The following is a 14,579-nucleotide window of genomic DNA, read 5'->3' on the forward strand; positions in this document are numbered from 1 at the left end:
GGTTACATTCCGAACCCGGAAGCTAAGCCTCACAGCGCCGATGGTACTGCAGGGGGGACCCTGTGGGAGAGTAGGACGCCGCCGAACAATCATTCCAAAAAGCCCCCTCCCCATCCGGGAGGGGGCTTTTTGCGTTACCCTCTGCCAATGCAGAACCTGACCCTGACCTGGCAGTCCGCCGGGGGCGCCGCGGCCGGCCTCTTCGCGGGTGCGTATGTCGCGTCGAGGGTCCGGAAGCCGTCGCTGTCGAGGCTGTTGCGGGAGGCCGGCACGCTGCTGGCGCTGTTCGCGCTCTGGCAGCTGGTCGGGCACCTGTCGGTGATGAGCGCGGACCACGCGCTGGACCGGGCGAGCTGGATCCACCACACCGAGCAGGTGATCGGGCTGCCCGACGAGGCGGCCTGGCAGGCGGCGGTCACGCCGTACCCGGTGCTGGTGCGGCTGGCGAACTACTACTACGCGGCCATGCACTTCGCGGTGATGCTCGGCGTCCTGCTCTGGGTGTTCCTGCGCCACCGCGAGCGGTACGCCTGGGTGCGGAACACGGTGGTGATCACGACCGCGGTCTGTCTGCTGGTGCAGTTCATCCCGGTGGCGCCGCCGCGGATGCTGCCGGAGAGCGGCTTCGTCGACGTGGCCGCCGAGTACGGGCAGTCGGTGTACGGGGCCGCCGTGGGCGGGGTCGTGGTGGCCGACCAGCTGTCGGCGATGCCCTCGGTGCACGTCGCCTGGTGCGTGCTGGCCGCGGTCGCGGTGATCCGGGTGTCGCGCAGTTCGCTGCGGTGGGTCATGGTGCTGCACCCGGTGCTGACGATCGCGGTGGTCGTCGTGACGGCCAACCACTTCTGGGCGGACGGCATCGTCGCCGTCGTGATCCTCCTCTTCGCCTACGCCGTACTGGCGTTGGTGGCACGCCGACGGGGCCGGGCCTCCGCCGAGACGGAGACCCGACCCCGCCGCTCCGCCGAGGAGCGGCTCGAACAGGTCGGCTGAGCCGACAGGCCGGTCGAACCGTCAGCGGCTCACTTGACCGGCAGGGCGAGCTTGCCCCAGGCGCCGTTGCTCAGTGCGGAGGTGGCCCAGTACCAGGCGGCGAGCCCGGAGACGGCCGCGACCCAGCCGGCCAGCTTGGCCAGGCCGCCGTAGCCGCCGAAGGTGGCGATGGCGGACAGCAGCAGGGAGAGCGTCAGCAGGCCGTAGACGGCACGGCTGACCAGGCCCGCGCCCCAGCTCGCCGCGGTGAGGGAGAGTGCGAGCAGGGCCCACAGGAGCAGGAACAGGCCGGCGGCGTTCTTGCCCGCTCCGCCGGCCGCCGACCAGGTCGCCCAGAAGGCGCCGAGGCTGGTGAAGGCGGTTCCGGTGAAGCCCTCGCCGCCGCGGAGCTGCCAGAGGCCCGCGATGAAGAGGGTGACGCCGCCGAGCAGGTGGGCGAGACGGGCCGCGTCCCCGACGCCGGCGCCGTGCAGGATGCCGGTGGAGAGCAGACCGTAGGCGAGGAGTGTCAGGCCGAGGGCGAGGTACCCGAGGTTACCCGCGTCGGCTCCCGTGGAGCGGGCGTTCGTTGCCCCGGTAGCGTCGTTGCTCACCGGAGGCTCCTTTCACTTTGGGCGCGCGCAGGGCGCAGTGACTCTGTGGTGGGGTGTCGATGAGTGGATGCGCGCGACCGCGCCGAGGGCGCACGGCTGCGAGCGTGCGCGGGCTGCGGTCAGAAGTGATGGGTCAGAAGTGATGGGCCAGCGGAGAGCCGCTGGTCACGTCCCCGCCGGGGGATTCCCCGGTGAGATCGGTGTACCCCACCCAGGGCGCTTGTACCATTGTGAAGATAACAATTTGTGACTGCGTCAGCTGCGGAGCGTTCACCAACCGCGTCACAACGCTCAGGGCTGGCGCTGGTTGGGCACCCGCAGGGTCAGGATCGCCATGTCGTCGGACGGCGGCTCGGGGGCGAAGCGTTCGACCGCGCGCTGGACGCGGGACGAGACGGCGCCGGCGGTCAGGCCGGTGCAGCCGGTGAGTACCTCGGCGAGGCCGTCGTCGCCCAGCATCCGTCGGCCCTCCCGGCGTTCGGTGACGCCGTCGGTGACGCACAGCAGGACCTCGCCGGGGGAGAGCACCAGGTGCTCGGCGGTGAGGTCGAGGTCGTCCATGACGCCGAGCAGCGGCTGCGGGGTGGCGGCGCGGTCGACCCGGCCGTCGGTGCGCAGCCGCAGCGGCAGCGGGTGGCCGGCGCAGACCAGGGAGAGTTCGGTGCTGCCGTCCGGGAGGGGTGTCAGCTCGCCGTAGAGCAGGGTGAGGAAGCGGCTGCGCGAACCCTCGTCCAGGATGGCCGCGTTGAGGCGGCGGAGCACCTGCGGGGCGTCCAGGCCCTCGCGGGCGAGCAGCCGCAGTGAGTGCCGGGCGAGGCCGGTGACCGAGGCGGCCTCGGGGCCGGTGCCGCAGACGTCGCCGATGGCGAAGCCGTAGGTGCCCTCGCGGATGGTGAACAGGTCGTAGAAGTCCCCGCCGACCTCGTTGCCCTCGCCGGCGGCCTGGTAGTAGACGTCCACCTCGACGCCGGGGATCTCCGGCAGGTCCGGCGGGAGCAGGCTGCGCTGGAGGGCCTGGCTGGTGGCGGTGCGCTCGGAGTAGAGGCGGGAGTTGTCGAGGGCGAGGGCGGCGCGGCGGGAGAGGTCCTCGGCGAGTTCGAGGATCTCCTGGCGGAACCGGACGCCGGCCGGGACGCCGAGCGCCAGCAGGCCGATGACGCGGTTGCGGGCGGTCAGCGCGATGGCGACGGTCTCGCCGAGCAGGCCGGCGAGTTCGGGGCTGTCGGTGAGGCCGCCGGCCTCGGCGGTGTCGGCGGGCGCCGTCCAGAAGCGGACGCCGTGGGTGGGCCCGGCTTCGGGAACGGGGGTCTTGTCGAGCAGGTCGCGCAGCGGGTCGATGCGGTCCTCGTCCTCGTGCAGGACGAAGGCGAGCCGGGCCGGGGAGGTGTGGTCGCCGGTGGTGTAGACGGCACACCAGGAGGCGAGGGTGGGGACGGCCATCTGGGCCATCAGCGCGAGGGTCTGCTCGTGTTCGAGGGTGCCGGCGAGCAGGTCGGAGGCCTCGACCAGGAAGGAGAGCGAGCCGCGGCGCAGCCGTTCCAGCTCGGTCAGCCGGGTGCTCTCGACGGCGAGGGCGACCCGGTCGGCGGCGAACTGCAGGCGCAGCGCGTCCTCGTTGTCGTAGCGGCCGGGCGCGGTGGCGGCGATGCCGAGCGAGCCGATCAGGCGGCCCTCGACCTTGAGCGGGACGGTCAGCAGGGAGCGCATGCCGCTGTCGGTGAGCAGGGGCAGGCCGGTGGGGCGGGCGCTGAGGTCCTCGTGGACGGAGGGCAGCCGGGCGGAGTGGTAGCGGTTGCCGGTCTCGACCGGGAAGCGGGCGTGCCGGCGGTGTCCGGAGGTGAGGCCGGTGGCGGCGCGGACCTCGAACTCGGTCTCGTCGTCGGTGGTGAGCAGCAGGTACGCGGCGTCGCCGTCGAGCAGGTCGCGGGCGCGTTCGACGGTGCGCTGCAGCAAGGTGTCGAGGTCGTCGGTGGCGACCGGGCCCGCGAGCAGGTCGAGCCGGGGTCCGGCCGGGTCGGGGCGCTCGCCGGGCAGGGCGCGGGCGGGGGAGCGCAGTACGGCGCGGTCGGGTTCGAGGACGAGCAGGCAGAGCGTGGAGGGGACGCCCTCGGTGTCCCGTACGCGGACCTGGACGCCGTACACCTCGACCTCGCGGCCGTCCTGGCAGCGGATCCCGTAGCCGCCCTCCCAGCGGGCCAGCCGCAGGGTGTCGGTGAGGCCGGGGCCGCGGCCGGCGGACTGCGGCCAGACGGCGAGGTCGGCCCAGGGGCGGCCGAGGACGGCGGTGGCGGGGTACCGGAAGAGGGCCTCGGCGTCCGGGTTCCAGGCCAGGACGTGGCCGTCCTCGTCGAGTTGGACGACGGCGACGTGCACCGGCCCGGCGCTGCTCGGCAGGTCGCTGCCGGGGGTGGCGGGAACGGCGTAGCGGGTGCCGAGCACGTGTGCGGGCAGCTGGAGGCGGAACCAGACGGTCTTGCAGCCGGCCGCGTACTCGACGCCCCACCGCTCGGCGAGGGCGGAGCACATCAGCAGACCGCGGCCGCCCTCGCCGTCGGGGTCGGCGTAGCGGTCGGAGGAGGTGACGGGCCCGTCGCCGAGGGAGGGCAGGCCGCGTTCGGGGTGGTGGTCGGTGACCTCGATCCGGACGGTCTCCTCCTCGCGCAGGCAGCAGACCTCGGCGGCGGTGCCGGCGTGCACGACGGCGTTGGTGACCAGTTCGCTGACCAGTACGACCGCGTCGTCGACGACCTCCGGCAGGCCCCAGCCGAGCAGCGCGTCCCGGACGAAGCCCCGGGCGGCGGCCGCGGACCGGCCGTCGGGGTCGAAGGTGGCGGCTGCGCGCGCGGTGACCACGTTGCCACTTCTCCTCTGCTGCTCTTGCCCTGGCTGTCCGGGGTGCGGCGCCGACCTCCCCGTGCGCGCCGTCGGGGTGAGCGGCGGCGCTGGGTCGGGTCGTGGCCCGGTGCAGCGCTCCACCCTACTTTCCGCTTGGTTCCCCGTGGGGGCGGGGCGTCGAAACAGGCACCTGAGGGTGATTCTGCCCACCTGTTTCGGACGGTGCGGTACCAACCGTGCGCAACCGGCCGTACACCGGGCGCGAGTGCTGCCAGACTGGGGGGTCCGCGATGACCGGTTCGGGCAGTACGGTCGTGTGGGTGCCGGTGCGCCGTAGGCCGCCGGTACGCAGCCCAGCCGGGCCGGTGCCCGGGCGCGTGCCGGGCCCGGCACGGGCGGTCACCGGACAGTTCACTATGTGGGAGGGGCCCGTTGAGTTCGGCCACCAAGGACGCAACCGGTACGACGCCGCCCGCCCAGCGCGGTGGCCGCTCCGGGACCGCGCCGCGGAACGCGGCCGGCCGGCGAGTGAGCCACAACCGCGGCGCGGAGCCCGCCGAGCTGCGCAAGCTGCTGTCCGCGCTGACCGCGATGCGGGACGGCAACTTCCGCCGCCGGCTGACGGTTCCGGGCGACGGGCCGCTGGCGGAGATCGCCGCGGTGTTCAACGAGGTCGCCGAGCGCAACCAGCACCTGACCGGTGAACTGGCCCGGGTCCGGCGGGCGGTGGGCCGCGAGGGGCGGCTGAACGAGCGGCTGGAGACCGGCGCGGGCGAGGGCGCCTGGATGGCGGCGGTCGACAACTGCAACGCGCTGATCGACGACCTGGCCCGCCCGATGGCCGAGGTGGGCCGGGTGCTGACCTCGATCGCCGAGGGCGACCTGGACCAGAAGATGGAGCTGCGCTCGCTGCACAGCAACGGGGTGAGCCATCCGCTGCGCGGCGAGTACCTGAGGATCGGGCGGACCGTCAACGGACTGGTCGACCAGCTCTCGGAGTTCACCGACGAGGTGACCCGGGTGGCCCGCGAGGTCGGCACCGAGGGCAAGCTCGGCGGGCAGGCCAAGGTCCGTAGCGTGTCGGGCAGTTGGAAGGACCTGGCGGACTCGGTCAACACCATGGCCGGGCGGCTGACCGCGCAGGTGCGCAACATCGCCCAGGTGACCACGGCGGTGGCCAAGGGCGACCTGTCCCGCAAGGTCACCGTCGAGGTGGCCGGCGAGATGCTGGAGCTGAAGAACACCGTCAACACGATGGTGGACCAGCTGAACGGCTTCGCCGCCCAGGTCACCACGGTGGCCCGGGACGTGGGGACGGAGGGGCGCCTGGGCGGTCAGGCGCAGGTGCCGGGCGTGGCCGGGGTCTGGCGGGACCTCACCGACTCGGTGAACTTCATGGCCGACAACCTGACCGGCCAGGTGCGCAACATCGCCCAGGTGACGACCGCGGTGGCGCGCGGGGACCTCTCGCAGAAGATCGAGGTGGACGCGCGCGGCGAGATGCTGGAGCTGAAGAACACCATCAACACGATGGTCGACCAGCTCTCCGGCTTCGCCGAGCAGGTGACCCGGGTGGCCCGCCAGGTGGGCACCGAGGGGCGGTTGGGCGGTCAGGCGCAGGTGCCCTGGGCGGCCGGGGTGTGGCGGGACCTCACCGACAACGTCAACTTCATGGCGAACAACCTCACCGACCAGGTGCGCAACATCGCCCAGGTGACCACCGCGGTCGCCAAGGGCGACCTGTCGCAGAAGATCCAGGTGGACGCGCGTGGGGAGATCCTGGAGCTGAAGAACACCATCAACACGATGGTGGACCAGCTGGGCGCCTTCGCGGACGAGGTCACCAGGGTCGCCCGGGACGTCGGCACCGAGGGCATCCTCGGCGGCCAGGCCAGCGTTCCGGGTGTGGCCGGCATCTGGAAGGACCTGACCAACTCCGTCAACCTGATGGCCAACAACCTGACCAGCCAGGTCCGCAACATCGCCGAGGTGACCACGGCGGTGGCGCGCGGGGACGTGTCGAAGAAGATCACCGTCGATGCCCGGGGCGAGATCCTGGAGCTGGTGACGACCGTCAACACCATGGTCGACCAGCTGTCGGCGTTCGCCGACGAGGTGACCCGGGTGGCCCGTGAGGTGGGCACCGAGGGGATCCTGGGCGGCCAGGCGCGGGTGCGCGGGGTGTCGGGCATCTGGAAGGACCTGACCGACAACGTCAACTTCATGGCGTCCAACCTGACCGGTCAGGTGCGCAACATCGCCGAGGTCGCCGGTGCGGTGGCCCGCGGCGACCTCTCCAAGAAGATCTCCATCGACGCCCAGGGCGAGGTGGCGGCGCTCGCCGCGACCCTCAACACCATGGTCGACCAGCTCTCCTCCTTCGCGGTGGAGGTCACCAGGGTGGCCCGCGAGGTGGGCACCGACGGCACCCTGGGCGGTCAGGCGAGCGTGCCGGGCGTGGCCGGCATCTGGAAGGACCTGACCGACAACGTCAACCTGATGGCGAACAACCTCACCGGCCAGGTGCGGAACATCGCGCTGGTGATCACCGCGGTCGCCCGCGGCGACCTCTCGCAGAAGATCGACGTCGACGCGCGCGGCGAGATCCTCCAGCTCAAGACCAGCATCAACACCATGGTCGACCAGCTCTCCGCCTTCGCCGACGAGGTCACCCGGGTCGCCCGCGAGGTGGGCACCGACGGACGGCTCGGCGGCCAGGCCCGGGTGCCCGGGGTGGACGGCACCTGGCAGGACCTGACCGAGTCGGTGAACGAACTCGCCAATAACTTGACCCGGCAGGTGCGCGCGATCGCCCAGGTCGCCACCGCGGTGACCAGGGGCGACCTGAGCCTGCGGATCGACGTGGACGCCGCGGGAGAGCTCGACGAGCTCAAGGACAACATCAACCAGATGATCGCCAACCTGCGCGAGACCACCCGCACCAACCAGGAGCAGGACTGGCTCAAGACCAACCTGGCCCGGATCTCCGGCCTGCTCCAGGGCCGCCGGGACCTGGAGGCGGTCGCCTCGCTGATCATGACCGAGCTGACCCCGGTGGTCTCCGCCCAGCACGGCGCCTTCTTCCTCGCCCAGCCGGCCGGGCGCACCGCCGAGCTGATCACCGAGGACGACGACGAGAACGACACCGTGCTGCGCCTGATCGGCAGCTACGGCTACCAGCGGCGGGCGATGCCGACCACCTTCCGCCCCGGCGAGTCGTTGATCGGCCAGGCCGCCGTGGAGAAGCGCGCGATCATCCTCAAGGAGGCGCCGCCCGGGTACCTCAAGATCGCCTCCGGCCTCGGCGAGGCCTCCCCGGCCCACATCGTGGTGCTGCCGGTGCTGTTCGAGGGCCGGCTGCTGGGCGTGATCGAGCTCGCCACCTTCAGCTCCTTCACTACCGTCGCACTGGACTTCCTGAACCAGATCGCCGACCTGATCGGCGTCACCGTCAACACCATCAGCGTCAACACCAAGACCGAGGGACTGCTGCTGGAGTCCCAGCGCCTCACCGCCGAACTCTCCATGCGGTCCGCCGAGTTGGAGGCGCGCCAGGAGGAACTGGAGCGCACCAACGAGGAGTTGCAGGAGAAGGCCGAGCAACTCGCCCAGCAGAACCGTGACATCGAGATCAAGAACAGCGAGATCGAGGAGGCCCGGCAGGTCCTGGAGGAGCGCGCCGAACAGCTCGCCCTGGCCTCCCGCTACAAGAGCGAGTTCCTCGCCAACATGTCGCACGAGCTGCGCACCCCGCTCAACTCGCTGCTGATCCTGGCCAAGCTGCTCTCCGACAACAACGAGGGCAACCTGTCGCCCAAGCAGGTCGAGTTCGCCGACACCATCCACGGCGCCGGCTCCGACCTGCTCCAGCTGATCAACGACATCCTCGACCTGTCCAAGGTCGAGGCCGGGAAGATGGACGTCCGCCCGGCCCGGATCGCCCTGGTCCAGCTGGTCGACTACGTGGAGGCCACCTTCCAGCCGGTCGCGCTGGACAAGAACCTGGACTTCGCCGTCCGGGTCTCGCCGACCCTGCCGGTCACCCTGCACACCGACGAGCAGCGGCTCCAGCAGGTGCTGCGCAACCTGATCTCCAACGCGGTGAAGTTCACCGACGCCGGGGCGGTGGACTTCTCGATCCGCCCGGCCGGCCGGGAGGTCCCGCAGCACGTGCGCGAGCGGCTGCTGGAGTCCGGCTCGATCCAGGGCCCGGACGACGAGCTGATCGCCTTCTCGGTCTCCGACACCGGCATCGGCATCCCCGACAACAAGCTTCGGGAGATCTTCGAGGCGTTCAAGCAGGCCGACGGCACCACCAGCCGCAAGTACGGCGGCACCGGCCTCGGACTGTCGATCAGTCGCGAGATCGCCCGGCTGCTCGGCGGCGAGATCCACGCCGAGAGCGAGCTGGGCAAGGGATCCACGTTCACGCTCTACCTGCCGCTGCGCACCGAGGCCCCGGACGCTGGAGAGCCGCGCCCGGGCGAGCGCCACCCGGTGTCGAACTCCCAGCCGCCGCGCGCCTCGGTCGGCGTGACCCCGGTGGGCCTGCCGGTGCCAGTCGGCGAGAACCCGGCCGACCACTGGGCGCAGGAGGTCCGCGAGCTGGCCGAGGAGCGCCGCCGCGGTGCCGTGGAGCGCCGGCGCAACGCCGCCCTGGAGAGCGCCGCCGGGCCCCGCCCGGTGGAGCCGGTGCCGCCCCGGCCGGTCAACGGCGGCCGGCGCTTCGACGGCCAGCAGGTGCTGATCGTGGACGACGACGTCCGCAACGTGTTCGCCCTCACCAGCGTGCTGGAGCAGCACGGCCTGACCGTCCTGTACGCCGAGAACGGCCGCGAGGGCATCGAGATGCTGGAGCAGCACGAGAACGTGGCGCTGGTCCTGATGGACATCATGATGCCGGAGATGGACGGCTACGCGACCACCGAGGCGATCCGCCGGATGCCCCAGTTCGCGGGCCTGCCGATCATCGCGCTGACCGCCAAGGCGATGAAGGGCGACCGGGAGAAGTCGCTGGAGGCCGGTGCCACGGACCACATCACCAAGCCGGTGGAGACCGACCACCTGCTGTCGGTGATGCGCGAGTGGCTGAGCGGGGACCGCGCGTGACGAGAGGGCGAGGCGTGAATCCCGGGACGGACCCCGGGGTTCGCGCCTGCCGGTCGGTCGGTTTGCTGGCGGTCGGGCCCGGGAACCCGGTAGGGTCACCGATCGTTGCGAACAGTGACCGGATGGCAACGCCCTGCTGAGCGTGCGCCGGAGCACTGGCTGCGCGCCGCTCCGGATCGGGTCACAACGGAGCGATGTGCCGGGCGAGGGGGTGCGGCTAGCATGACCGGGGTAGCTGTGGGCGGTACGCGGGTGCCGGCACCGGGCGGCAGGCAGGCGACAGGAGGGCGGGCCCTGATGCAGAAGGCGAAGATCCTCCTGGTCGACGACCGACCGGAGAACCTGCTGGCGTTGGAGGCGATCCTCTCCGCCCTGGACCAGACGCTGGTGCGGGCCGCCTCCGGCGAGGAGGCGCTCAAGGCGCTGCTCACCGACGACTTCGCGGTGATCCTGCTGGACGTCCAGATGCCCGGGATGGACGGCTTCGAGACCGCCGCCCACATCAAGCGCCGCGAGCGCACCCGGGACATCCCGATCATCTTCCTGACCGCGCTCAACCACGGTCCGCACCACACCTTCCGCGGCTACGCGGCCGGGGCGGTGGACTACATCTCCAAGCCCTTCGACCCGTGGGTGCTGCGCGCCAAGGTCTCCGTCTTCGTCGACCTGTACGTGAAGAACTGCCAGCTGAAGGAGCAGGCCGCGCTGCTGCGGCTGCAGCTGGAGGCGGGCGGCGGCGAGCCGGCCCTCGGCGGGGTGCTGCTGGGCGAGCTGTCCGCGCGGCTGGCGGCGGTCGAGGAGCAGGCGGAGTCGCTCGGCAAGCAGCTGGACGGGGTCGAGGACGCCGGAGTGGCGGCGACCGCGGCGCACCTGGAGCGCAAGCTCGCGGGGCTGCGCCGGGCGCTGGACGCGATGCGCCCCGGAAGCTCCTGATCCACTGCCCCACGTTCACCCGTCCGGGTGGTTCCGTGTGGCGTCCGGGTGAATCCCGGTCAGGGTGATGGTGTGTCTGCGACACGTCGGGGCGGCCCGGCTCGGGCGCATGTGCACCCGTGGTCCACACCGGTAGGCTGCTGACCCATGGCCACTCGCACGCCCGGGAACGCAGCACGTAAGACGAGTCCGGGACCGTCCAAGAAGGCCGCGGCGAAAGCCCCGGGCAAGCCGCCCGCGAAGAAGGCGGCGGCGAAGAAGGCGGCTCCCGCGAAGAAGGCGGCGGCCAAGTCGGCCGCACCGCCCGCGAAGCCGTCCCGGTCGGTGCTGATGGCCGCGCTCAACGCCCTGGGGAGCCCGATCGCCGCGGTCTTCCGGGGCTTCGGCGACGGTGCCAAGAACCTCGACCCCGCCCACCGCAAGGACGGGGTGGGCCTGCTGGTGTTCGCGCTCGCGCTGGTGACCGCCGCCGGCACCTGGTTCAGCCCGCAGGGCTGGCTGGGCACGGCCGCCACCGCGGTGGTGTCCGGGCTGTTCGGCCGGCTCGACGCACTGGTGCCCTTCCTGCTGGCCGGGATCGCGATCCGGCTCTGGCGCCACCCGGAGCTGCCGGAGGCCAACGGCCGGATCATGATCGGACTGAGCGCGCTGCTGGTCGGCGTCCTCGGCCTGGTCCACATCGGCTGCGGCGCGCCCACGATGGGCAGCGGCGCCTCCCGGATAAGGACGGCCGGCGGCATCATCGGCTGGGCCGCGTCCACCCCGATGATGGCCGCGGCGGGGGCGGCGCTCGCCGTGCCGCTGCTCCTGCTGCTGGCCTTCTTCGGGCTGCTGGTGGTCACCGCCACGCCCGTCAACCGCATCGGCGAGCGGGTCCGGGGCGTCGGCATACGGCTCGGTGTGGTCGAGCCCGGGCCGGAGGACGAGCTGCGCGGCGGGCGTACGCCGGAGCGCGAGCTGTCCAGCGAGCCGCCGGAGGACGCCGACTACGACGCGCTGCCGTTCACCGTGGACACCGGTGGTGACGACCCGACGGACGAGGTGGCCGCCCGCCGGCGCCGCCGCCGGCGCAGGCAGAGCGACGCGGACGACCAGCCCGACGCCCTTCGGGTCTCCCTGGACAAGGAGCCGCTGGACCCGTACACCACCCGCAACCTCGCCGCCGGCGCGGCCGCCGACCTGGACGGCGCGCTGGTCTACGGCGTGCCCGCCTCCTCCGCGGTGGCGGACATGATGCACCAGGTGCAGGACCACACCGCCCCGCCGGAGGAGCCCGCCGTCCCGGCCGCCCGCAGCGGCGGCCCGGGCGCGCCCGAGGAGCACGGCCCGGCGCCGGTGCGGATGGAGCAGCTCCAGCTCGGCGAGGGCGTCACCTACGCGCTGCCCTCGCTCGACCTGCTGGAGCGCGGCGGCCCGGCCAAGGCCCGCAGCGCCCTCAACGACGACGTGGTCGCCCAGCTCACCGGCACCTTCTCCGAGTTCAAGGTGGACGCCAGGGTCACCGGCTTCACCCGCGGCCCGACGGTCACCCGCTACGAGGTCGAGCTCGGCCCGGCCGTCAAGGTGGAGCGGATCACCGCGCTCGCCAAGAACATCGCGTACGCGGTGGCCAGCCCGGACGTGCGGATCATCAGCCCGATCCCGGGCAAGTCCGCGGTCGGCATCGAGATCCCCAACCGGGACCGCGAGATGGTCAACCTCGGCGACCTGCTGCGCTCGCGCACGGCCGCCGAGGACCCGCACCCGATGGTCGTCGGCATGGGCAAGGACGTCGAGGGCCACACCGTGATGGCCAACCTCGCCAAGATGCCGCACATCCTGGTGGCCGGCGCGACCGGTGCGGGCAAGTCGTCCTGCATCAACTGCCTGATCACCTCGATCCTCGCCCGGGCCACCCCGGACGAGGTGCGGATGGTGCTGGTCGACCCCAAGCGGGTCGAGCTGACCGCGTACGAGGGCATCCCGCACCTGATCACGCCGATCATCACCAACCCCAAGAAGGCCGCCGAGGCCCTCCAGTGGGTGGTGCGCGAGATGGACATGCGCTACGACGACCTCGCGGCGTTCGGCTTCCGGCACGTGGACGACTTCAACGCGGCGGTGCGGGCCGGCAAGGTCACCCCGCCGCTGGGCAGCGAGCGGGAGCTGCGTCCGTACCCGTACCTGCTGGTGATCGTCGACGAGCTGGCGGACCTGATGATGGTCGCGCCGCGCGACGTCGAGGACTCGGTGGTCCGGATCACCCAGCTGGCCCGCGCGGCCGGCATCCACCTGGTGCTCGCCACCCAGCGGCCCTCGGTGGACGTGGTCACCGGTCTGATCAAGGCCAACGTGCCGTCCCGGCTGGCCTTCGCGACCTCCGCGATGGCCGACTCCCGGGTCATCCTGGACCAGCCCGGCGCGGAGAAGCTGATCGGCAAGGGCGACGCGCTCTTCCTGCCGATGGGCGCCAGCAAGCCGATCCGCATGCAGGGCGCGTTCGTCACCGAGGCGGAGATCGCCAAGGTGGTGCAGCACTGCAAGGACCAGCTGACCGCCGTCTACCGGGACGACGTGATGGTCGGCGGCGGGCCGAAGAAGGAGATCGACGAGGAGATCGGCGACGACCTGGACCTGCTGATCCAGGCGGCCGAGCTGGTGGTCTCCACCCAGTTCGGCTCGACCTCGATGCTCCAGCGCAAGCTCCGGGTCGGCTTCGCCAAGGCGGGCCGGCTGATGGACCTGATGGAGTCGCGCGGGATCGTCGGTCCCAGCGAGGGCTCCAAGGCCCGCGACGTCCTGGTGAAGCCGGACGAGTTGGACGGGGTGCTGATCACCCTGCGGGGCTGACCTCGGCCGGCCGCGCCGACGCCGGCCCCCGCAGGGGCTGACGCCGGCCCCGCGGGGCTCGGGCGGGCCCTCTGCGGGGCCGACGAGCCCGTGTCCCGGACGAGGTGTCACTCGTTCGGAGGAGGGTAGGCGCCGTTCGTGGAACCCTGGGGAACCGAAGGTCCGTACGCCGCGTCACAGGCCGGAAAGCGAACCCCGGGTTCCTCCGCGCGGCTCCGCTGACGTCCGGTCAGCGGGGTGTCGGACCCCGGTCGGAGCGGGTGCACGCATTCGGTCCCGTTCCGCTTGAGAAACGATCCGCCCACACCCCTAGACTGTTCCCCAGCAGGTGGCCATCCGCTCGAAAGGCGTGCCCCGTGACCATCGGCAAGTCCACCGACCGCGAGAACGCCCCGTCGTCCGTCGAGCCGACCGACGACGCGGTGCAGGCGGCCGATGCCCCGAGCATCGGCCGGGTGCTGTCCGCCGCCCGGATCGACGCGGGACTCACGGTGGACCAGGTGAGTACCGCCACCCGCGTCCGGGTGCCGATCGTCCATGCCATCGAGGAGGACGACTTCGGCCGCTGCGGAGGCGACTTCTACGCCCGCGGGCACATCCGGCTGATCGCCCGCGCCGTCGGCGTGGACGGCGAGGAGCTGGTCGCCCGCTACGACGCCGCGCACGGCGGCCCGCCGGCCGCCAAGCGGTCGGCGAGCCAGCTGATCGACAGCGGCCCGATCAAGGTGCCCACCCACGGCCGGCCGAACTGGGCGGCCGCGATGGTCGCCGCGATCGTCGCGGTGGTCGCCCTGATCGGGTTCAACCTGGTCAGCGGCAAGGGCGGGCACGGCACCACCGGCTCCGCCAGCGCGCCGCTGCCCAGCGGTTCCGGCACCGGCTCGGTCGCGCCCGCCGCGTCGCCCGCCGTCCAGCCGCCGGCGCCCGCGCCGAGCGCCGCCGCGATCGCCGCCGTCCCGGCCGACAAGGTCACCGTGAAGCTGGTCGCCGAGGGCACCAGCTGGGTCTCGGCGAGCAACAGCAGCGGCAAGTCGCTGTTCCAGAACAACATCAGCGACGGCCAGGACCAGACCTTCACCGACCCCAAGCAGATCAAGCTGGTGCTGGGCAACGGCGGGGCCGTGCACGCGTACGTCAACGGCAAGGACCTCGGCCTCCTCGGCAAGGACGGGCAGGTGGTGCACGTCACGTACACCCCCGGAGACCCGCAGGCGGGCTGACCACAGGGGCCGGCCGGGTCCGGTGATGATCAGCTGATTCGGGGCGCGCGGCCTCCGGGGCGAACGG

At 72.1% G+C, this 14,579-nt stretch carries 7 protein-coding genes and 1 rRNA gene; 6 read left to right on the forward strand and 2 right to left on the reverse strand.

What is annotated here, in order from left to right; genetic code table 11:
* A 5S ribosomal RNA gene (gene rrf / locus ACZ3TI_RS30125) occupies positions 1–87 on the forward strand; the annotation flags it as partial.
* A gap of 60 nt (positions 88–147) precedes the next feature.
* Entirely contained in the window at positions 148–993 is an 846-nt protein-coding gene (locus ACZ3TI_RS30130) for a phosphatase PAP2 family protein (RefSeq protein WP_465731713.1), read from the forward strand.
* A gap of 29 nt (positions 994–1,022) precedes the next feature.
* Here the strand turns inward: ACZ3TI_RS30130 and ACZ3TI_RS30135 are convergent, their stop codons facing one another.
* Complete coding sequence (locus ACZ3TI_RS30135; protein ID WP_465731715.1) at positions 1,023–1,586, reverse strand: acetate uptake transporter; 564 nt, start codon at positions 1,584–1,586, stop codon at positions 1,023–1,025.
* Between the two features lie 291 nt (positions 1,587–1,877).
* A complete protein-coding gene (locus ACZ3TI_RS30140; protein ID WP_465731717.1) occupies positions 1,878–4,439 on the reverse strand; it encodes a SpoIIE family protein phosphatase in 2,562 nt (853 codons plus the stop codon).
* Between the two features lie 510 nt (positions 4,440–4,949).
* On the opposite strand from ACZ3TI_RS30140, the gene ACZ3TI_RS30145 reads away from it, so the two are divergent.
* From ACZ3TI_RS30145 to ACZ3TI_RS30160, 4 genes are all read left to right on the forward strand, one after another.
* Entirely contained in the window at positions 4,950–9,530 is a 4,581-nt protein-coding gene (locus tag ACZ3TI_RS30145) for a HAMP domain-containing protein (RefSeq protein WP_465731906.1), read from the forward strand.
* 294 nt (positions 9,531–9,824) lie between these two features.
* On the forward strand, positions 9,825–10,463 hold the full coding sequence (locus tag ACZ3TI_RS30150; RefSeq protein WP_465731908.1) for a response regulator: 639 nt from the start codon (positions 9,825–9,827) through the stop codon (positions 10,461–10,463).
* Between the two features lie 147 nt (positions 10,464–10,610).
* Positions 10,611–13,292, forward strand: a complete 2,682-nt coding sequence (locus ACZ3TI_RS30155) for an FtsK/SpoIIIE family DNA translocase (RefSeq protein ID WP_465731719.1) — start codon at positions 10,611–10,613, stop codon at positions 13,290–13,292.
* Between the two features lie 356 nt (positions 13,293–13,648).
* Positions 13,649–14,512, forward strand: coding sequence for a helix-turn-helix domain-containing protein (locus tag ACZ3TI_RS30160; protein WP_465731721.1), 864 nt, complete (start codon positions 13,649–13,651; stop codon positions 14,510–14,512).
* Positions 14,513–14,579 lie beyond the last annotated feature (67 nt).

Source organism: Kitasatospora sp. NPDC023120 (assembly GCF_055560835.1).